Raw genomic sequence first — 19,635 nt, forward strand, 5'->3', positions numbered from 1 at the left:
TTACTCCTCATCCGATTCGACTCGAAGGAATCCCCAACGAATTAAGGTGTGCACCTGCGGGAAGAGTTCGCCCTGAAGCTGCCGGGAATCGCATTCCAATAGGGCTGCAAGAGCCCCGCAGATTTGACCAACGCTCAGCTCGCCATCTGAAGCACCAACCAAGGCACTCAAAGCAGTGGTCGAGGCAACCGATTGTCCAAGTCCTCCCCCTTGGTGAAGGATCAAGGCGGAGGGGTCTTGTGCCCCGGGTAGGAAATGCCGTTCTTCCGTCACATCGGAAGCAAAGTAGAGGTGAAGGTCGCTGAGATCATCGGGAAGCCGCAAGGATGCAAGCGCGCGCTGAACGTCTTCGCCGGATGGGGATTCTCCCCCTTCAAGCTCATCGCATTCGCACACGCCGGGGCGCGGCGTATCGAGCTTTCTCAGGGCGACCATGCCCATGCCAATTTCGACGACTCCTGCCTGAACGAAATCATCAAGCCACTGGGCGTATTCGCGTTCGTAGTCTTCGCGCTGATGCCATTGCTGACCGGAGTCACGAAGCCACATTTCAACGTAGTGAGCGGGATCAAGCCTGTCGCGCTGCACAATCCACGCGTCAATAGGAAGGTCTTCGACCCATGAGCGCACGACATTTTCCCAGTCCTCAGGGTGTCCCAATCGTCCGGGAATTTCCCAATTCGCAAGGAGTTGCGTCACACCGCCGGGCTTGAGGTAGTTCGGGCTTTCCCGAATCACCGTGCGCACCAGATGATCACGGCTCATTCCACCGTCCCGGTATTCCAGAACCCCCGAGGTACGAAGTGAATCTGGGGTGATAACAAAGGGCGGGTTCGAGGCGATCAGATCGAATTCTTCGCCTTCGACCGGTTCAAAGAGGGATCCTTGGCGAACATCCAATTCGACACCATTGAGCGCGGCATTAAAGCGCGTGATCTCACACGCCCGCGACGACAGGTCAGTTGCAACAACGCGAGTAGCGTGTGTGGCCAAATACAAGGCTTGGATTCCGCATCCACACCCCAGGTCCAAGGCGGATTCGACAGGAGTTCGAAGCGTCGCCTTCAAAAGAGAGGTCGTTGCCCCGCCGATTCCTAAAACGTGATCTGGGCGAATGGGTTCTCCCGTCACGTCTTCACCCAGGTCCGACAGGATCCACCAGTTTTTAAGGCCACCTTGAAGCTGTGCCGCGTGAGGACGCAGGTCGTAATTTGCTTTGAAAAGTTGCTGTCCTTCTGGTGATTTCGCATCGAGTGCGGGAAAAATCAATCCCAGGTCGACCGCGCCGCGCACCCCAAGAGTGGGCAGAGCCTGCGCAAGAACATCCCCACTTTCCGCGCAGCCCAAGACAAAGAAGCGCGTCAACACCGCAGCCGGGGTATCTTTCCGCTGAAGTTCGCGAAGTGCCGGAACCCTTTGATTACGCATGAGCGCAGCACGCGCGACCGGGCTGATCATGGCCTCCATCGCGTCGACACTCCACCCGGCACTACCCAGATCTGCAGCCAAGCGAGCGATCAGTCCGGGTTCCAATCCCGGTGTCGGACTGGGAAGAGTGTCAATCAGTAATTCCGTCATAGCATTACTTTCTCACGCCTGACATGCATCTGCGTCGACTTATTCACGCAAGTTCTCAGGCGCATATTCCCATGAGCTCCCCCACTGCGCAGATCCTTCACCTCCCCCATTAGAATGCCTGTGTCTCCAAGGAAAAGGATGAGTGGATGTCTGGCGGACTGGTAGCACTTCTGGACGATATTGCGGCACTCGCAAAAGCCACGGCTTCGTCTATTGACGATGTCGCATCGAGCGCGGTGAAGGTATCGGCCAAAGCGGTTGGCGTCGTCATCGACGACACCGCTGTCACTCCGCAGTACGTCTCCGGGCTTTCCCCCAAGCGCGAGCTGCCAATTATCGGGAAAATCGCCAAGGCCTCGTTAATCAACAAGCTGGTCGTCATTCTGCCTATCGCGCTTGTGCTCACGTGGTTTGCGCCGCAGGTTTTGCCCTTCCTCTTGATAGCGGGCGGCGCTTACCTGTGTTTTGAGGGCGGCGAGAAGGTTCTCGAGGCCCTGCACTGGCTTCCCGAACACGAAGACTCAGCCGAAGACACAGCTCCTCAAAGCGCGGAAGACCTCGAAAAAAGCATCGTCTCTTCGGCCTCACGCACCGATCTCATTCTTTCCTCGGAAATCATGCTGGTCTCCATGGATGGACTGAACTCCGAGTCCATGTCGATGCGCGTTGCAGTCCTCATCGCGGTCGCTTTCTTCATGACTTTCTTTGTCTACGGGATCGTTGCAGTCCTGGTACGAATGGACGATTTCGGGCTTCGCTTGGCCAAGGGCGCGACTCATCCGGACGATAATCGCCCCGGTCCCGCGGATAATATCGGCCGTGGAATTGTGCGCGTGATGCCCAAGGTTTTCAACGCAATCGGCCTTGTTGGAACGGTTGCAATGCTGTGGGTCGGTGGCCACCTCGTCATCGAAAACCTCGCGAAGGTGGGCGTCGGCTTCTTCCACAACGTCGTGTCGACGATTGAGCACACGCTCGCTTCGGGCGGCGCTTTCCTTGGCTGGCTCGTTGAGACCACGTGTGCGGCAGTGTTTGGCATTGTGCTCGGCTCGCTGATCACCGGAGTTGTCGTTGGGGTTTCCCACCTTTTCCGCCGAGGCCGAGGCCACTGAGCCTTTCCCCGCTCCCCTTTTGTATAGTGCGTTGAGCGCTGAGTGAACTCGCCCACCTCTACGCCCACACCTAGGGACTTAAGTACTAGGCTTGGGATATCAACCCCTAAGTGTAAGGAGAGCCCGATGAGCGTTTACACCCTTCCCGAACTTCCCTACGATTACGCGGCACTGGAGCCCCACATCTCTGCAAAGATCATGGAGCTGCACCACGACAAGCACCAGGCCAACTACGTGGCCGGCGCAAACACTGCACTGGAGAAGCTGGAAGCAGCCCGCGAAGCCGGCGATTTTGCCGCAATCAACCTGTGGGAAAAGAACCTGGCCTTCAACCTGGGTGGCCACACCAACCACTCGATCTTCTGGACGAATATGACCGGTGACGGCGCTTCTCGCCCCGAAGGCAATCTGGCCGACGCCATCAACGAGTTCTTCGGTTCCTTCGAGAAGTTCCAGGCACAGTTCGCCGCTGCAGCCCTCGGTCTTCAGGGCTCCGGCTGGGCCGTTCTCGCATGGGACACCCTGGGCAAGCGCCTCGTCACCTACCAGCTGACCGATCAGCAGGGCAACATCCCCGTTGCAACTGTTCCGCTGCTCATGCTGGACATGTGGGAGCACGCTTTCTACCTGGATTACCTCAACGTCAAGGCCGACTACGTCAAGGCTTGGTGGAACGTTGTGAACTGGGAGAACGTCGCACAGCGTTTCGCAGCAGCCCTGTGATCACTGCTTGTTTGTTTTAAAGGTTGTGGCCCCCGCCTTCAGGCGGGAGCCACAACCTTATCTACGGAAGTTATCCAAGGCGACTCTGGAGCTCTCGGTACTGGGCGAGCTTTTGCTGAACATCAGCGATGTAGCTAATCAGCATGACTTCATCGACGCGGTGATTCCGTGCAAAGTTCGCAATCGTCTGAGCAACCTGGTCGTAGGTACCGATGATGATCGAACGATCGCGTTGTGCCCATCGCAGTGCGTCTTCTCGATCTTCGACGCTCATCTGCTCAGGGCGCTGGAATCGCACGGGGCGTCCCAGTCGTAAACACATACGGAAACTCAAGGCGGGAAGTGCTTGTTCTAGGGCTTCGGCTTCAGTTTCTGCAGCGCTCACCGCGAGCGCGGAAAGGGTCTGTCCTTGGCCCTCGCCCAGGTTTTCGGGCAGGTGTGCACGGTAATGGTCCATGACCTCGGGCTGTTGCTGGCCGCTGAAGAACTGCGCGTAGGCGTAGTTCATGTTTCGAGTCCCCGCCCAGGCCGCGCTCTGACCTGAAGAACCCAGCAACCACAACTCGGGAAGCTCATCGGGGCGCGGGTAGACACCAACAGAGGTGTAGGGATGTCCCTCGGGCAGAGTTCCTCGCATGAAAGCCAAAGTTTCATCGATCAGAGCATTGATCGACGCCGGATCAATCGTTGCCCCCTGGTTGAGTGCGCGGGCGGAGATCATGTCACCGCCAGGAGCACGTCCCAATCCCATGTCAACACGGCCGGGGAACAAAGTTGCCAGAGTGAAGAACTTTTCTGCCATCTGCAAGCTGCCCTGATGCATGGCCATCACGCCACCAGAACCAATACGGATTCGCGAGGTCCGGTCCAGAAGGTGGGTCATCACCAGCTCAGGGGCAGAGGACATAAAGACCGGGGTGTTGTGGTGCTCTGCGATCCAGAAGCGATGGAACTCCATCTCTTCAAGTCCGCGAGCCAAGGACACCATGTCTTCAAGTGCCTGATGCGGAGTTGACCCGTCAAAAAGCGGAACCTGTTCCAGTGCTGAGAGGCGCATTGTTACCCTTCCGTTTCACACAATATCCGCCACTTAAACACGGTTATTTTTGAGAATATTCCGCTCAGCGGAAAGCAGCACCCCGCCTCGGCGGAATCGCGGGCATGCCCAAGCCGACTACGCGGTGTCCCTCACCATCAGAAGAACCACCACCGGATCCGCATCCGCAACCACCGCAGGAGGCACCAGCGACGGCCTCGCCGCCCAAGTCTTCGGAATCGAAGTCAATCCCGACCAACTGCAGCACGCCATCGTCTTCACCATCGCGCTCGGCGGCATTGTGCTGTTGCACAGCGGTTGCCAGCATCAGCTTGATTCGGTTGAGCTGATTGACTTCCGAGGCGCCCGGATCGTAGTCGACAGCGACGATATTCGCCTGCGGGTAGCGGTTACGCAGCGCACGGAACATGCCCTTTCCAACAATGTGGTTCGGTAGACATGCGAAAGGCTGTGCGCAGATGATGTTCGGGCATCCGTGTTCAATCATGTCGACCATCTCCGCCGTCAGGTACCAGCCTTCACCGGCTTGGTTCCCAAGGCGTGCGATATCCTCCGAGCGCGAGATCATCTCTTCGATGTCACGGTGGGCTTCGAACTTCCCATTTGTCTCTTCGAAAGCCTTGTGAACTGGGATTTCATACTTCTTGAGCAGCCACAGAGCCATGGGTAAGATCTTGCGCTGTTTGCCATCGATCCCCAGGTTCTCGTAGTCCCACTCCGCAGTCGCAACCGAATTGTGGAAGAACTGCATGAGTCCGGGAAGCTCAGCCTCACAGCCCTCAGCCTCGATGACGTCAACTGCGTGGTTATTCGCATCGGGGTGGAACTTCACAAGGATCTCTCCCACCAGCCCAACGCGAGGTTTACGCGGAATATCACGCAATTCCAGGGCGTCAAACTCAGCAACGCAGCGCTTGATCAGCGTCGAATAGCGCAGTCGCCCCGTCAGGAGACCCGTCGGACCGACGCGTCCCAAAGTCTCAGAGCGATCACTCACAACCCACTCGCGCACGATCTGATCCCAGCGGCGGTACAGTTCCATCGCGCTTCCGGGCACGGCCTCGTAAGGACGCACGCGAAGAAGCATGGACTGGATCGCGTCACCGATCACGAAGGCTTGGATCGCCTTGTGGATGTGGCGAATTCCGATCTTGAAGCCGGGGTTGTCTTCCAGCCCCTGAACGGAAAGCGCAATGACCGGGACCTGCGGATATCCCGCATCGCGAAGGCCCTTACGCAGCAGTGCGGCGTAGTTCGTTGCGCGGCACATGCCACCCGTCTGAGTGATACCGACCGCGGTCTTATCGGGATCTGCTCGACCCGACACAAATTCGTCGATCAACTGACCGATGACGACAATCGCCGGGTAACAAGAATCGTTGTTGACGTACTTCAGACCCGTTTCCATGGTCTGGCGGCTCGTGTGCTCAAGGACTCGAACATTGAGTCCCGCGCGCCTGAACAAGGGCTCGAGGAAACGGAAGTGGATCGGCGACATCTGCGGGGCAAGGATTTCGTATCCCGCATCGCGCATTTCCTCGGTAAAGACGGCTCGTGCTTCGATGTGTCCGGCCTTGACCTGCTCGGATTCTTCGCGCGCGGCAACCGAAGCTGGGTCCTCGTGCACCGCAGTGTCGATTGTTCCCGAGGCCATGGTTCCTCGCTCCGCAACCGCCGCTTCTAGGGAACGCAGGCGGATCTTCGCAGCACCCAGGTTCGATACCTCGTCAATCTTAAGGACCGTGTGCACGTCGCCGCGTCCCTCAAGGATCTCTTGAACCTGGTCGGCGGTGATTGCGTCAACGCCACAACCGAAGGAGTTGAGCTGGACCATCTCAAGGTCAGGCTCATCGCCCACGCGGGCAGCGGCCTCGTATAGGCGCGAATGGTAGGACCACTGGTCGCGCACGCGAAGAGGGCGCTCCAAGCGCTGGTCAATGATGGAGTCCTCGGTGAGGACGGCCATTCCCAGTCCGACAATGACCTCGGGAATACCGTGGTTTATTTCGGGGTCGAGGTGGTAGGGGCGGCCCGCCAAGACGATTCCGCGCACTCCATGTTCGCGCATCCACTCGAGTGCTTCGCGGCCCTTTTCCTTGATTTCAGCCTTGACCGCGGCGTCTTCTTCCCATGCCTTGTCCAGTGCACGGGTCATTTCTTCAACGCTGATGTCGTAGCCATACTGGGCGAAGGTGCGCACAAGGTGGGCGGGTAAGTAATCACGGTTGCCGAAGTTGATGAAGGGGCTGATGAACTTCACGCCCGGCTCATTCAGGCGTTCCATATTGTTGCGGATGACTTCGGGGTAGGTTGCAACGACCGGGCAGTTGAAGTTGTTATCCGCATCGGTGAGCTTTTGCTCGAAATCAACGCAGGGGTACCAGATCGTTGTAATCCCCTTGTCCAGCAGGGATTCGATGTGTCCGTGGACGAGCTTGGCCGGATAGCACACGTTTTCGGAAGGGATCGATTCCATTCCCTGCTCGAATAGCTCGTGGTTGCTTCGCCCCGAAATCATCACGCGGAAACCGAGCTCGGTGAGCATCGTGAACCAGAAGGGGTAGTTCTCGTACATGCCCAGAACACGAGGAATACCAATATCTCCGCGGAATGCCTTGGCTTCGGTGAGGCGTCGGTATCCGAAGATCCTCTTGTACTTCCAGTCATAGAGGTTGGGAAGGTCCGACTTGCGTGGAACCTTTTCTAGGCTTGCCCCGCGCTCACAACGGTTCCCCGACACATGCCTTTCTCCGTTGGAAAAGGTCGAGATGGTCATCTGGCAGTGGTTTTGACACAGGCGGCAGGTCTTGCGCGTGGTCTCGACCTGGAAGTCCTCGAGGTCTTCCACGCGAGCGAGTGTCGACTCACCTTCGCCACTGTCATGCATGCGGGCCGTGAGCGCCGCGCCGTAAGCTCCCATGAGTCCGGCAATATCGGGGCGAACAACTTCGCGACCGGTCAGCAGCTCGAATGCGCGAAGCACCGAGTCGTTGAGGAAGGTTCCGCCCTGAACGACGACGCGTTCGCCCAGGTCCGAGGGATCCTTGAGCTTGATGACCTTGTACAGGGCATTACGCACGACGGAGTAGGACAAGCCGGCGCTGATATCGCGCACATCCGCGCCTTCTTTTTGCGCCTGCTTGACCGAGGAATTCATGAAGACCGTGCAGCGCGTTCCCAAATCCACGGGATTCGTTGATTCCATGGCCATTTTCGCGAAGTTTCGCACATCGGTTCCCATGGTCTGCGCGAAGGTTTGCAGGAAGGAACCGCATCCCGAGGAGCAGGCCTCGTTGACGGAAATGGAATCGACTGCGTGGTCCTTGATCCGCAGGTATTTCATGTCCTGGCCACCGATGTCGATGACCGAGGTGACGCCGGGCTGGATGAATTCCGCGGCGCGATAGTGTGCCATTGTTTCAATTTCGCCCTCGTCCATGGTCAGGGCCGCAGTGACCAGACCTTCACCGTATCCGGTTGCACAAGATCGGCCAATCACGGTGCCTTCGGGCAGTTCACTGCGGACCCTTCGGACAATTTCTACCGCTGCAGCAACGGGGTCACCTTCGTTGGAGGCATAGTGGGTGAAGACAATACGGTCATCTTCGTCAATGAGAACAGCCTTGATAGTGGTTGAACCGGCGTCAATTCCGAGCCAGCAGCGCCCACGAGCCTCAGAGAGGTCGGCCTTGGGGATGACTTCTTGTGCGTGACGCTGGACGAATTCTTCTTTTTCTTCCGGGGTCGCGAAAAGGGGCCGCATGCGCGGAGATTCAGCCTCGACCTGAGCAGTGGCGAGGCGGTCGATCAGTTGCTCGAGCGCGTTTCCTTCCTCTTCGCCTCGTTTCTTTGCTTCTTTCGAGGCCAAGAGCGCAGCACCTATTGCGACATAAAGCTGCGCGTTTTCCGGGGTGATAAAAGAGTCTGCCTTGGGAAGCAGGGTCTTGTAGGCCTCGCGAAGTTGAGGGAGGAAGTGCAGCGGGCCACCAAGAAACATGACGTTTCCGCGGATGGGGCGACCGCAGGCAAGACCCGCAATGGTTTGGGTTGCGACCGCGCTGAAGATCGAGGCCGCGAGGTCCTCGTGCGCGGCACCTTGGTTGATCAGTGGCTGGATATCCGATTTCGCAAAGACACCGCAGCGCGAGGCGATGGGGTAAAGCTGGGTGTGCGCTTCGGCCAGCGTATTGAGTCCTGAAGCATCGGTGTGGAGCAGCGTGGCCATCTGGTCAATGAAGGCACCGGTTCCACCCGCACAGGTTCCGTTCATGCGCTGTTCAGGGGTGGGGTGAAGGTAGGTGAGTTTTGCGTCTTCACCGCCAAGTTCGATGACGACGTCAACTTCTGGGTGGAGTCGCTGAGTGGATTCTGTTCCTGCGATAACTTCCTGAACGAAGGGGATGCCCATTGCGCGGGCTGTCGTCAGGCCGCCAGAACCGGTGATCGCGGCTTGGACGACAAGTCCTGGGTAGATGTCCTCGATGTCTTCGAGGAGGTGTCCGAGTTCGGCGCGAACATCTGCGTTGTGGCGGCGATAGTCGGAGAAGAGGATTCGATTGCCATCCAAGACAACGGCTTTGACCGTCGTTGACCCCACGTCAATACCAAGCTGGCACGGGTGATCCGGCGTGCTTTCGACGTGTAGACGCGAGCCTTCAATGATCTGCGTATCCATGCTGCGAAACTATGACGCAGATTTCTAATTTCCAAACTGTTGAAATTAGACTGAGCTCATGGCGACGATGCATCAACCAACGGCGGGAAAACAGCGAAAAGCGCCTTCAGGTTCCCTGACAAATGACCTCGAAGTTTCATCAGGTGTTGAAATTTTCGATTCAAATAACGCAACATCATCCGTATCTAAAATCCACCGTGGCCCCAGCGCCTGCCGAGGCGAAATCAAACAGCACATCATTGCAGTTGCTAGAAGCGAATTCGTCACGCAGGGTTACGACCACACAACCCTGCGTTCAATTGCCCGAGGAGCCGAGTGCGACCCCGCGCTCATCACCTACTATTTCGGAACTAAGCAGAAACTTTTCCGCGCCTGCATGGATCTTCCCCTCGACCCGGCCTCGGAGATCATCGCACTTCTCACCCCAGGCCCACAGGGAGCTGCCACGCGCTTAGTCGACTACATCCTGGACCTCTACGAGCACACGCTGACTTCAGATACTCTCTTGGCACTCATGCGCGCACTGATTACTGATACCTCAACCTCCCAGCGCTTCCGCACATACATCCGAAGCGATGTCTTAGAGCAGATCAGTCAATTCCTTGCCGCGGACCCTGAACGTGCTCGACGCCTTGGCGAGGAGCTCGAGATCATCCTTTCCATGCTGTACGGCGTAGTCACCATGCGCTACATCATTGCTCTGGAGCCCCTGGCAACCATGCCACGTCAACGTATCCACGAAAGCCTCACCCCTCTTTTGCAACAGCGCATCGATCGCATTTTCGCCTCAGTTCTTCCGCAATAAAACGCCACTTTCGGCGCGCGCGCGGCATCAATTCGCAAGGCTGTTGGCACAATTGGAGCATGACAACTCACGCTCCCACTGCTGAAGAACGCGCAGCATTTGTCGCCCCCCGACCCAAGCGTCACTGGTGGCAAACACGTAAGGGCACCGCTGCCGGCACCGCTGGGGGCAAAGTCGTCTATTTCGCTCGAAGTGCAACCATTATTGATCCCTCAACCCAGGCTCACTACCTAGACCGCTCAGATCTTGCTTTCCGCGCCGATTCAACGGTCGCTGTTTTCGACCCCCAGGCTGCGCGCCGCCATCATGTCGCATGCGTCCTTTCTGGCATCAGCCCGCTTGATGAAGGTTCGGTGTGGATGCCCACGGGCAGCAGGACTACCCTGATCAGCCCGGACGAAGTCCTCAACCCCTCCCTCACGCTCCTCCAAAACTTGGTGATTCCGTGCGCAACGATGGGGCAAACCCTTGATCCCGAGGTCATCGAGTCAACGGCCTCTCGCCTGAACATCGATCTCACGCGTTCCGCCAGTGATCTTTCAGCCTCTGAATTGCTGGATTTCCAGGTGTTGCGCGCGATCGTGTACCGCGCAAACCTGGTGATTATTAGCGACCTTCCCGCCGATGTCGACCAGGGTGATTTCCTTGACGAGTTCTTCGATGCTCTTACGCCCCTGCGTTCCAGCGGCGCGTGCGTCGTTTTCTTTACCGATCTTGCCCAAGCTGCCGAGCATGCCGACCGCCTTCTCATCATTGCGAATAGTGCGGTCGCCGCAGACACCGAAAAGGTTGATGCGCAATTCATCCGCATGGCCTACGAGGCGATCAACGAAGACCCTTCCTCCTACCTTGGACCGATCCCACGCGCGGGCGATCCGATTCTTCCCCCTCCTTCCCCCAGCGACGAGGCCAACTCCCCCGCCGGTGCCACCTCTGCAGCTCACACCGACTCGGCGACCATTGCCCCCAACCTCGCCCACGAAGATGACGAGGCGTCAGAAGAGGAAGCCCGCCCTGCGAAGGAGAGCAGTCACGAGGAAACTAGCTCGGCCTCGGAGATCGAGGAAGAGGAGCCCGCAATCACGCCCAATTGGCACCCGCTGACTACTCGGGTTGTGCGCACAGCAGACTCTCCGCTCCCCGAGCCAGTGACTTCACAGTGGGATGACAATCCTGAGACCGCAGAGATTGCTCTCGCCGCAATTGCTGAGGCACAGCGTTTCCATCGCATTGATCAGGCGCGCGCTTCATTGGGTGATGAACTCAAAGAACAACTGAACGAAGATTTACCTGCCGCTTCTGAGGCAAGCCCCGAGGAACTCGCACTGATCGAACACGCACAAAAAATCTTGGGCGAGCTCCCCGGTTCGGTAATACCGGATGAGGATTCTGCACCCGAGTCGGATGCTAAGTGACACGTATTCGTGTCAAAATTAAAGAGTGACTGCACTTCGGTGCCCATCTTCGTAGGAAGCGATGAAGGTATGAGTAATTACCGTCCCTCTTTGGGGCAGGTTCCGTCTGAGCCCAAACCCCCCAGCATTGGCGAGCTTTTCGGCCGTATGACGGCGCAAATCTCCACGCTCATCCGCGGAGAAATTGAACTGACGAAGACCAAGGCGATGACCTTCCTCAACTTCACAAAAGCGGGGATCATCGCACTTGCTGTTGCGGGCGTTTTCGCCCTCTACGGCTTGGGATGGCTTCTGCACAGCGCAGAGCTTGCGCTGGCTTTGGTCCTTCCCGCTTGGGCAGCGTCACTCATTGTGTGCGGGGTGATCTTCTTGATCGTGATCATCTTCGCTCTGGTTGGCATCTCGAAGCTGAAGAAGTCCAGCCAGCACATTCCCGCACCCCAGCAGGGCCTGAAGGAAGATGTGGATGCCGTGAAGAAAGGGGCCCAAAAGTGAGCAACGAGCAGACTCCAGCGGACCTGAGCGCAGATGAGATTGAAGCCCAGCTACGTATGACGCGTATTGAGCTCACCAACACGGTTGATCAGCTTGTGACACAACTTCACCCTTCGTACCAGATTGAGCAGGCAAAGCAGAATGCTCAGGCAAAGGTTGAAGAGCTGAAGGAACGCGCTCGCTCAACTTGGGAACTGGCACGAGAAGGTGACACTGACGCGATTCGTACTCTGGGAATTGCCGCGTGCTCTGTCGTGGCGGTTGTCGGTCTTGTTGCGTGGCGTATTACTTCGCGCGTGAGGCGTTCGGCTTCTCGAAACTCCCGCTGAAGGCGTAATTTGGCCCCATCCAACACTTCGGGTGGGGATCGGGCATCGTTTTTAGGTATGATGTTCCCACGAAACATTTTGAACACCTAGGGCACCGCTTGTGCGGACCCGACCGAAGTAGAGGGGGTCGACGCCATGGGGCGCGGCCGTCAAAAGGCCAAGCAGACGAAAGTCGCACGCAAGCTGAAGTATTTCAGCCCTGACACCGACCTGGATGCACTCCAAAGGGAGCTTGCAGCCGGGCATGAGTCGCATAGCGAAGAGCAGACAGACGAAGACGATCTGTACGCACGCTACGCTGATTACGCCGAAGATGACCAGGATTCCCAGGACGACCACTGGGATGACGAGGACTACTGGACCTCCCCTTCCTCGCAATCGCGAAAGTAGCTGAGCTCTCTTCCGCTTTAAGACATACGGAAACACCGTCAGACGGGTTTTTACACCCTGCTGACGGTGTTTTTGTATCCACCTCAGGGTAAGGCCATGTAGGGCATCGAGAAGCTCCCTGAAGATTCAAGGGGTATCACTACTCCGCCCCCCGGATAAAACACAGTCCCGGTGCGCAGTTCAGTTCGGTGGCTGCGCGGGGCCTGTCGTCTGACGGGATCAGCTCCTCGACGAAGAGTTCATCACTGCTGAGACGATAGCGGCGACGATGCCTGCAACGATGAGGATGAGGCCAAACGGCAAAACGTAGAAAATCATCCCGACCGGGAACCAGTACAGGCCGTCTCCACCGTCTCCGTGGTCGCCCGGGATGAGCTCAATGACGAACCCGGCGAGGAAGGGAGAGACGGCGAGCAGTGCCCCGATTCCAGACAAAATGCCCGCCAGCTTGTACGACACGCGACGCTTCACAGGCTGCGCGGGCTGCCCCGCAGGCTGCTGAGGATAAGGGGTGCTCACTAGGTTCCTCCTTTATTGCACCGACATACGGCAACGAGACTGTGAAGAACCCACACATCCCCCGTACCGAAAAGTCTTTCAAGAATTGAGACTAACAACAAGGCAACTCCCATGCAAAACACGCTCACCCCACAAGCGCGCGCAGCGACGGCCTCCTCAGGCGAGCGCAGGCCCGATATTACAACGAAAAGGCGACACCTCGACCATCGCCAGCAAAGCGACGGGCAGGTTCAGATGAGAACCAGCAGGGGGAGGAAAAGCACGCACCAGCACAGGGGCACATTCAGGACTATTCCCCACGTGGCGAGTGCCCGCTCAGCCTCGCTGTCAGCGCGCCGACGCGCACGTATTCCCATGATCAAGCCCGCAAGTTGGACGAGGCCCGCCGGGACGGACATGTAGAAGCAGACGGCCACGACAATCAGGCCGGGCAAGAACGGGTCTTCCAACGCCGTAGCGACGTAGTGGACCGCCGCAACCAGGCCGACAAGCATCGCTCCACCCATCATCAGCAAGCCCGCGACACCCACCCCAACCGATTTCGCACCCGCGCTGCTAAAGAAGCGTTCGAACAGGGAGAAACACGCAGACAGGACCGCACCGCCACACACAGCGAGGAGAACAGCGAGACTGCCTGGGCTGTCAGTAAGGCCCACGGCAGGGATGATGCCGGCGCAGCCAAGGAAGAAAGCATTCACACCCACTCCCAGCGCGCAGCGCCCAAGCTCCGCGCGCTCCTCGGCGTACCTTCGCCCCACGAACCCGGCGATGACACCCGCCAGATGAATGGCCCCCGCGACGCCGGCTACGGGCAGGACAGAACGGATGAACTCATCGTCGCTCATCACCGCAAACTCACCGGGAATGACGAGGCGAGCACGGGCACTCATCTCGTCAAAAACCGAGGTCGACAGGACGATGAAACCCCCGATCAGCACCGCAAGTCCGGTGAGTGCGCAGAACAAGGACAGCCTGTGCATCGTTCGCAACACTCGTTTGTCAGGCGCAGATGCGGGACCGGTGTGGTCAGTTATGGCGTTCTCCGTCCGGCGATCGTGTCAGGCCTCCACCCTATCAAGGGGGCACCGAGGCCGCGCGATGCGCTCACCCGAGGAGGGTCCGCAGCACCTGGGCGACCCCGGCCTCGTTGTTGGAGGGGGCGATGAAGCGAGCGGCCTCGAGGACATCTTGCGAGGCGTTGGCCATCGCGAAGGACAGGTCCCCCTCGCTCATCATCGACAGGTCGTTACCGGCGTCGCCAAAGACGGCGGTCTGAGAGCGGTCAACACCGAGGAAGCGCTGCAGGTCGCGCACGGCGCTCCCCTTGTCGACGCCTCGAATCTGCAGATCCGCCCAGTTCGCGCCGGAAATCGCGTACTGGTGGGTATCGGCAAAATTGGCCAGGGTCGCCTCCGCGAGCGCCTCAACCGGGCCGAGGACGAAGACCGCGAGCTTGACGATCGCGTCATCGATCTCGCCGGCCTCGATACCGTCGATGATGGCGATCTGGTCGTCGACACGCTTCGTGCGGTGATAGTAGGGCAGAACGCCGTCGACGAAGCGGTCGTCAGTGCGCTCAACGTAGGCGAATTGCTTGCCACACATGACCAGGCCGCCGTCGATCCCATCCGGACCCGAGGTAGCTTCGCGGACGAGGCAGACTGCCTCGCGCATAGTGGGGGCATCGAGGGGGCTGGAGGAGACCTCGACGCCGTCGCGCATGACGATTCCGCCGTTCTCGCCGATGACGGTCATGCCGGGGCGCCCGGGGAACATGTCGATGAGGGTCCACACCTGGCGGCCGGACGCGGGCGCGAAGGTGACGCCGCGCGCGTCCATCTGGTCGAGCAGCTCGTCCATGCCGGGCGGGAAGTTCTTGTCGTCGTCCAGGAGGGTGCCGTCCATGTCGACGGCAGCCAGACGCAGGTCAGCGCCCGCATAACGCGCGGGGTCAGTGGGGGGCATCATGGGTCCATTGTGCCCGACCGGTGGCCCTGACGCTCACACCGGGGACGAGGCCGGGGCAACTTCACGCTGGCGGACGCGGCCGGGCGACGACCCTTAGTTGTCGCCGCTCGGCATACTGGATATCTTCTCCGCGATTCCCATGAAAAGGGCAATAACGAGAACAATGATGCCACCGAACAGGTCTTCGGACACCTCAAGGACGAATTCTTCCGCGGCCAAGAATGGCAGACCTTCGAGAGCTTCAAAGCCGACCTCGACGCCTACATCACGCACTGGAACACGGTAAGACGCCAAGTAAAGCTCAAGGGCCTGACCCCGGCAGAATACCGGGATCAGGCCCTACAGGAAGCCGCATAACAGCTACCATTAAACGCGTCCAAGTTTCGGGGCGCAGTTCATTTCTCGCCACCGGGACCAGCGTTATAGCGTCAGTGCGCTAGATGGTTCAGCCCATCTTGCGACGCGTTGCAACTGCAGCGCCACCGGCGATCAATGCTGCCATTCCAAGGCCCAGCAGAATTCCGCTGTCTGCACCGGTCTTTGCCAGGGAAGACTTGGGGTTCTTCGGCTTATCCGGAGTGGTCGGCGGAACCGCAGGAGGATTCGACTCTGAGGGTGCGGGAGGCACCGAGGTGGTGGTCGAGGGGGACGGCTCGGGCGTGGTGATGCTCGGGGTAGGCTTCGGCATCGGAGTCGTCGTGGACGGGGTGGGCTTCGGAGCCGGAGTCGTGGTCGACGGGGTGGGCTTCGGCATCGGTGTCGTGGTCGACGGGGTGGGCTTCGGAGCCGGTGTCGTGGTCGACGGGGTGGGCTTCGGAGCCGGAGTCGTCGTGGACGGAGTGGGCTTCGGAGCCGGAGTCGTGGTCGACGGCGTCGGAGACGGGGTTGGTGTCGTCGTCGAAGGTGTCGGCGAAGGCGTCGGTGTCGTGGTCGACGGCGTCGGAGAGGGCTTCGGCTTGGTCACGTTGGTGACTGTTGCGGTGTAGTCCTTTTCAGGGTTAACCGTCAGAGTTGCGGTCTTCTTGTCCGCACCCAAGGTGATGCCATCAGCTTCACTGAAGACACCGGAGGTCGCGTTATCCCACAGAACACTTGCATCAGGAAGGTTCTTTTCCTTGATAGTGACCTTTGTTCCGATAGGCAGCTTATCCGGGTAGGTGTAGGTCTGTCCCTTCTTCACAGTGACCGTTTCAGTCCGGTCAACACCGGGGCCCTTCAGGGTGACCTCGAAAGTAAAGTCCGGGTTCTCGGTCAGCGCTGCGGCAGAATCATCGACCTTCTTAGCAATCGAGAAGACCTGCTTTGCTTCTGCTTCAGCATCAGCACCGTAGACCAGCTTTTGACTTGCAGTTGATGCACCCGGAGTGCCCGGAGCCTCAATGTTTGCAGTGTTCCAGTAGCGTCCGTTCACCAGGTTCTCAACGCGACCGTAAAGAGTGAAGACCGCGAACTGGTTCGCAGGAATCTCAGGAATCTGAATCTTGAGCGCGTTTGCGTCACAGGTGATGGTTGCGTTTTGACGGAGCGAGCCGTTAGAGAGGTCCGCACCGCCGTAGTTTGCGCCACCAACAGCTGCAAGAAGCTTAAAGTTCTTGACATCGGTCTTCAACTGGTTCGTCAGATCGGTGCAGTCGAAGTCCCACTTGGTGTCTTCAGAGTTATCGGTAAAGGTCACGTTCTTCAGACCTGCAGAGCCACCGGGAATGGTCACGCGCCAAGAGATGGTGCGGCTCTTGTTGTAAACGGTACCGGGGAAGGTCCAGAAACCATCCTTACGGAAACCATCACCAACACCGACGCCCTTCTTGATGTTAACGTCAACAAACTTGGTGTCGGTCAGATGGAAGGGCTGCGTGCCTCCCGTTTCTTTGGCTTCCATGGTCAAGCGCGAGCGGGTAACAACCCAGCCATCCCAAGATGCCGCACCCTCAGCTGCTTCGTTGAAGACAACCTTGACAGTGCCATCTGATCCCCAAGTTGCGCAGCCAATCACGCTGCCCGATGCAGACCTCACATCGAAGGTGAAGGGAGCAATCGGGTTCGCAGACTTAGTCGAAAGCTTGTACTGGAAGTACTGACCTGCGGTGACCTTCGAGCTGGTCGACCACTTAACCTTGAAACCAAGAGTCTGACCTTCGGTAAGGTTCGTCGTTGCATTTCCATTGTCGTCAACCAGTTCAGGCTGGCCAACAGTCATTTTCGACGTGATATCCGTGGTGGGCGCCGGACAGGTTGCGGCATGAGCGGCGGGAGCGGCAGCGTCAGAGAAGATCTCAACAGCACCGATGCCACCAACCGCAAGCGTCAGCGCTGCGAGCGCAGAAACCGCGCGCTTAGTGCGGAGAGTTGTCATAGGGAAAACTCCAAAAATCCGAAGATTGATAGATTCAAGAATATATTACAGCTATTCAGGCTTAAATTCCTAGTGTTTTCTCAGCAAAATTTATTCAGATTTCATTCATAAACATCTCATAAAGAAACCAGGAAATCATCCTCGTCAACCACAGCTCCGCCTGCAATTCCAAGGATAATTGTTGCTGCAGACTCTATATCGCGAGTCGAACGCATACGCTCCAAACGCTCGGAACGAGTGACGATATTCTCAGGAACCTCAACATTTCCCTTAGGAAGCCACCGCAGTCGATATTCAATAACCGCTCCCTGCGCCCATTCCTCCCAGCGCAAAACATGAGGAACCTGCTCAACCTGATGCACTTCAACCATCATGATCGACTGATTCCCAATAGGACTGAGCAAAGCAAAACCGTCAACAACTTGTTCAGCACTGAGTGCATGTTCACGATCTCGTGCTAGGGCTTCTCGCAACTCATTACTCAACTCATGCACCACAGAACGCAGCTCTCGTTCAGCCTCAGCATCGCGACGACTCTGGCGGGAAGGCTCTCCCTTCGCACCAGCAACCAACTCACGCGAATCAATTGTCTCTGGGAAAGCCTCAGCCAAGGCCTCGGCAAGCTCAGCGGGACCCACCCAACGCGATGAATACACGGCCAAGGACACTGCGGAATCAGGATCGGGCTCCATGACAACGCCGCTTCCGGCAATGCGCACAGCCCCGGCCAAACGCCGAGCCATCCGCTCCAGCACCAGCAAGACCTGATATTCGAGGCCAACGGGCAATCCCTCCGGGAAAGCCGCAGCCCAGCGGTCACTCGCGGCAAGCTCAGGCGGTGCGGGCTCCCCGCGCATCGGCTCACACTCTACAACCCACGCGTGAGTGAAATCTGCACCCAAACCAAGTGGGCCTCGAACGTTAACGGGAAGCGCCCAAGGGCCAGAAAGCTCTACTCCCCCGCGAAGGTGCAGGCGGCCGGGCGCAACCCAATGGGCCTCGTCCCACGCGGAAACAGCCAAGGCCTCAAGCTCATCATCTTCAACCGACGCGCCCACGCAGAAGAGGTGATTCGCCAGTCCCAACTCAACAGGAAGCGGCAAAACCTCACGCGCAGCGGAGCTGGTACCCATAGATACGCGCGCAACATGGTCATCAAGGCGAATCTCGCCGGTGCCATTTACTCGCAGCGCGGTATCGAAAGCACGCATCCCCCCGACCGAGGTCATCGAGGTTTCAGTCAAAGGGTGCGAAGCCGTCTGGCTCAGCGAGGACTGAACACCTCGTGCGGAATCATGGGCCTGCCCAGCAGGAGCAGCTTCCAAACGCTCACGAAACGACCGGCGTTTGGGAGGCAGCGATGCTTCTTGGCCCACGATCAACGCTCGATACGGGTGCGACTAAAACGAAGGTGAGTACGCGAGGGCGTCGGCCCACGCTGGCCCTGGTAGTGCGAACCCAGGCCTTCACTGCCGTAGGGGTGCTCGGCGGGCGAGGACAGGTCGAAGAAGCACAATTGGCCGATCTTCATGCCCGGGTAGAGCAGGATCGGCATGGTCGCAGTATTCGACAGTTCCAAGGTGACGTGGCCAGAGAAGCCGGGATCAATGAAGCCAGCGGTTGAGTGCGTAAGCAGGCCCAAGCGCCCCAGCGAAGACTTTCCTTCTAGGCGCGCAGCGATGTCGTCACCCAGTGTCACCAGCTCATAGGTTGCGCCCAGCACAAACTCACCAGGGTGCAGCACAAAGGGGTCGTCCGGTCCCACGTCCACACTGTGGGTCAGGTCAGATTGATCGGCAGCGGGATCGATCACCGGATAGCGGTGATTATCGAAGAGGCGGAAGAGTCGATCCAAACGCACGTCAATACTTGCGGGTTGAATCAGCGAGCGATCAAGCGGATCCAATTGAATACGTCCGCTATCAAGACTTGCTGAAATATCGCGATCACTGAGCAGCATGGTGCCATTCTCGCATACTCAGCGCCGCGACAATAGCCTCAGGGGGTCACTGCAGGGGCTGGCCCTGAGCGTCGTAGGCGTAAGACCCCGAGCGGGCGATGATCATGATGAACTCAATGAACGCCCAGATAACGGAGATGAACGCACCGATGACGGTGATCGTCAGAACCAGCTGGATGATTCCCTTAGCCGTGTAGCCCAAGTAGAAGTTGTGAATACCTAAGGCACCCAGGAAGAAGGCAAGAAGCGCGGCGAC

18 protein-coding genes are annotated in these 19,635 nt (G+C 58.2%); 8 read left to right on the forward strand and 10 right to left on the reverse strand.

Annotated features, from left to right (window positions below; all coding sequences use genetic code 11):
- On the reverse strand, positions 1 to 1,578 hold the full coding sequence (locus QZR18_RS01965; RefSeq protein ID WP_178704339.1) for a methyltransferase: 1,578 nt from the start codon (positions 1,576 to 1,578) through the stop codon (positions 1 to 3).
- Between the two features lie 146 nt (positions 1,579 to 1,724).
- Here QZR18_RS01965 and QZR18_RS01970 point away from each other — a divergent pair, with 146 nt between their 5' ends.
- Together QZR18_RS01970 and QZR18_RS01975 are read left to right on the forward strand one after the other, a co-directional pair.
- Positions 1,725 to 2,690: a DUF808 domain-containing protein gene (locus tag QZR18_RS01970; protein ID WP_178704341.1), complete on the forward strand. Its 966-nt coding sequence runs from the start codon at positions 1,725 to 1,727 to the stop codon at positions 2,688 to 2,690.
- 126 nt (positions 2,691 to 2,816) lie between these two features.
- Entirely contained in the window at positions 2,817 to 3,413 is a 597-nt protein-coding gene (locus QZR18_RS01975) for a superoxide dismutase (RefSeq protein ID WP_178704344.1), read from the forward strand.
- Positions 3,414 to 3,483: 70 nt separating this feature from the next.
- On the opposite strand, the gene QZR18_RS01980 is transcribed toward QZR18_RS01975, so the two are convergent.
- Positions 3,484 to 4,470 carry an MsnO8 family LLM class oxidoreductase gene (locus tag QZR18_RS01980; RefSeq protein ID WP_178704347.1) on the reverse strand — a complete coding sequence of 329 codons (987 nt, stop codon included), beginning with the start codon at positions 4,468 to 4,470 and terminating at the stop codon, positions 3,484 to 3,486.
- 64 nt (positions 4,471 to 4,534) lie between these two features.
- Entirely contained in the window at positions 4,535 to 9,145 is a 4,611-nt protein-coding gene (locus tag QZR18_RS01985) for an acyl-CoA dehydratase activase-related protein (protein WP_178704349.1), read from the reverse strand.
- A 58-nt stretch (positions 9,146 to 9,203) separates the two neighbouring features.
- Between QZR18_RS01985 and QZR18_RS01990 the strand changes: the two genes are divergently transcribed.
- The 5 genes from QZR18_RS01990 to QZR18_RS02010 all read left to right on the forward strand — a co-directional run bounded on the left by QZR18_RS01990 (position 9,204) and on the right by QZR18_RS02010 (position 12,579).
- Positions 9,204 to 9,950, forward strand: coding sequence for a TetR/AcrR family transcriptional regulator (locus QZR18_RS01990; protein WP_178704351.1), 747 nt, complete (start codon positions 9,204 to 9,206; stop codon positions 9,948 to 9,950).
- A 59-nt stretch (positions 9,951 to 10,009) separates the two neighbouring features.
- A complete protein-coding gene (locus QZR18_RS01995; RefSeq protein WP_178704355.1) occupies positions 10,010 to 11,365 on the forward strand; it encodes a hypothetical protein in 1,356 nt (451 codons plus the stop codon).
- Between the two features lie 69 nt (positions 11,366 to 11,434).
- A complete protein-coding gene (locus tag QZR18_RS02000) occupies positions 11,435 to 11,860 on the forward strand; it encodes a phage holin family protein (protein WP_178704358.1) in 426 nt (141 codons plus the stop codon).
- Entirely contained in the window at positions 11,857 to 12,189 is a 333-nt protein-coding gene (locus QZR18_RS02005) for a DUF3618 domain-containing protein (protein ID WP_178704360.1), read from the forward strand. The genes QZR18_RS02000 and QZR18_RS02005 overlap by 4 nt, the downstream gene beginning before the upstream one ends.
- Before the next feature lie 135 nt (positions 12,190 to 12,324).
- Positions 12,325 to 12,579, forward strand: a complete 255-nt coding sequence (locus QZR18_RS02010; RefSeq protein WP_178704363.1) for a DUF3073 domain-containing protein — start codon at positions 12,325 to 12,327, stop codon at positions 12,577 to 12,579.
- A gap of 219 nt (positions 12,580 to 12,798) precedes the next feature.
- Here the strand turns inward: QZR18_RS02010 and QZR18_RS02015 are convergent, their stop codons facing one another.
- From QZR18_RS02015 to QZR18_RS02025, 3 genes are all read right to left on the reverse strand, one after another.
- Positions 12,799 to 13,098, reverse strand: a complete 300-nt coding sequence (locus QZR18_RS02015; RefSeq protein WP_295910168.1) for an iron transporter — start codon at positions 13,096 to 13,098, stop codon at positions 12,799 to 12,801.
- A 230-nt stretch (positions 13,099 to 13,328) separates the two neighbouring features.
- Positions 13,329 to 14,078 (reverse strand): hypothetical protein, encoded by a 750-nt coding sequence (locus QZR18_RS02020; protein WP_295910170.1) that lies wholly within the window; start codon positions 14,076 to 14,078, stop codon positions 13,329 to 13,331.
- Between the two features lie 124 nt (positions 14,079 to 14,202).
- Positions 14,203 to 15,066 carry an HAD hydrolase family protein gene (locus QZR18_RS02025; RefSeq protein ID WP_178704367.1) on the reverse strand — a complete coding sequence of 288 codons (864 nt, stop codon included), beginning with the start codon at positions 15,064 to 15,066 and terminating at the stop codon, positions 14,203 to 14,205.
- A 66-nt stretch (positions 15,067 to 15,132) separates the two neighbouring features.
- Here QZR18_RS02025 and QZR18_RS02030 point away from each other — a divergent pair, with 66 nt between their 5' ends.
- A complete protein-coding gene (locus tag QZR18_RS02030) occupies positions 15,133 to 15,423 on the forward strand; it encodes an IS3 family transposase (RefSeq protein WP_295910173.1) in 291 nt (96 codons plus the stop codon).
- 88 nt (positions 15,424 to 15,511) lie between these two features.
- Here the strand turns inward: QZR18_RS02030 and QZR18_RS02035 are convergent, their stop codons facing one another.
- The 4 genes from QZR18_RS02035 to QZR18_RS02050 form a co-directional block, all read right to left on the reverse strand.
- Positions 15,512 to 17,419 (reverse strand): DUF5979 domain-containing protein, encoded by a 1,908-nt coding sequence (locus QZR18_RS02035; RefSeq protein ID WP_178704370.1) that lies wholly within the window; start codon positions 17,417 to 17,419, stop codon positions 15,512 to 15,514.
- A 116-nt stretch (positions 17,420 to 17,535) separates the two neighbouring features.
- Entirely contained in the window at positions 17,536 to 18,795 is a 1,260-nt protein-coding gene (locus tag QZR18_RS02040; protein ID WP_178704374.1) for a hypothetical protein, read from the reverse strand.
- A gap of 2 nt (positions 18,796 to 18,797) precedes the next feature.
- Complete coding sequence (dcd, locus tag QZR18_RS02045; RefSeq protein ID WP_009408384.1) at positions 18,798 to 19,379, reverse strand: dCTP deaminase; 582 nt, start codon at positions 19,377 to 19,379, stop codon at positions 18,798 to 18,800.
- Between the two features lie 46 nt (positions 19,380 to 19,425).
- On the reverse strand, positions 19,426 to 19,635 hold a 210-nt coding region (locus QZR18_RS02050; RefSeq protein ID WP_178704376.1), incomplete at its 5' end, for a TM2 domain-containing protein.

The organism is uncultured Actinomyces sp., from assembly GCA_900541895.1.
Taxonomy (GTDB): Bacteria; Actinomycetota; Actinomycetes; order Actinomycetales; family Actinomycetaceae; genus Pauljensenia.

What these genes read in the sequence shown, in the direction of transcription:
- QZR18_RS01965 (WP_178704339.1), bottom strand. Translation starts at nt 1,578, where the DNA reads ATGACGGAATTACTGATTGACACTCTTCCCAGTCCGACACCGGGATTG.
- QZR18_RS01970 (WP_178704341.1), top strand. Translation starts at nt 1,725, where the DNA reads ATGTCTGGCGGACTGGTAGCACTTCTGGACGATATTGCGGCACTCGCA.
- QZR18_RS01975 (WP_178704344.1), top strand. Translation starts at nt 2,817, where the DNA reads ATGAGCGTTTACACCCTTCCCGAACTTCCCTACGATTACGCGGCACTG.
- QZR18_RS01980 (WP_178704347.1), bottom strand. Translation starts at nt 4,470, where the DNA reads ATGCGCCTCTCAGCACTGGAACAGGTTCCGCTTTTTGACGGGTCAACT.
- QZR18_RS01985 (WP_178704349.1), bottom strand. Translation starts at nt 9,145, where the DNA reads ATGGATACGCAGATCATTGAAGGCTCGCGTCTACACGTCGAAAGCACG.
- QZR18_RS01990 (WP_178704351.1), top strand. Translation starts at nt 9,204, where the DNA reads ATGGCGACGATGCATCAACCAACGGCGGGAAAACAGCGAAAAGCGCCT.
- QZR18_RS01995 (WP_178704355.1), top strand. Translation starts at nt 10,010, where the DNA reads ATGACAACTCACGCTCCCACTGCTGAAGAACGCGCAGCATTTGTCGCC.
- QZR18_RS02000 (WP_178704358.1), top strand. Translation starts at nt 11,435, where the DNA reads ATGAGTAATTACCGTCCCTCTTTGGGGCAGGTTCCGTCTGAGCCCAAA.
- QZR18_RS02010 (WP_178704363.1), top strand. Translation starts at nt 12,325, where the DNA reads ATGGGGCGCGGCCGTCAAAAGGCCAAGCAGACGAAAGTCGCACGCAAG.
- QZR18_RS02020 (WP_295910170.1), bottom strand. Translation starts at nt 14,078, where the DNA reads ATGCACAGGCTGTCCTTGTTCTGCGCACTCACCGGACTTGCGGTGCTG.
- QZR18_RS02025 (WP_178704367.1), bottom strand. Translation starts at nt 15,066, where the DNA reads ATGATGCCCCCCACTGACCCCGCGCGTTATGCGGGCGCTGACCTGCGT.
- QZR18_RS02035 (WP_178704370.1), bottom strand. Translation starts at nt 17,419, where the DNA reads ATGACAACTCTCCGCACTAAGCGCGCGGTTTCTGCGCTCGCAGCGCTG.
- dcd (WP_009408384.1), bottom strand. Translation starts at nt 19,379, where the DNA reads ATGCTGCTCAGTGATCGCGATATTTCAGCAAGTCTTGATAGCGGACGT.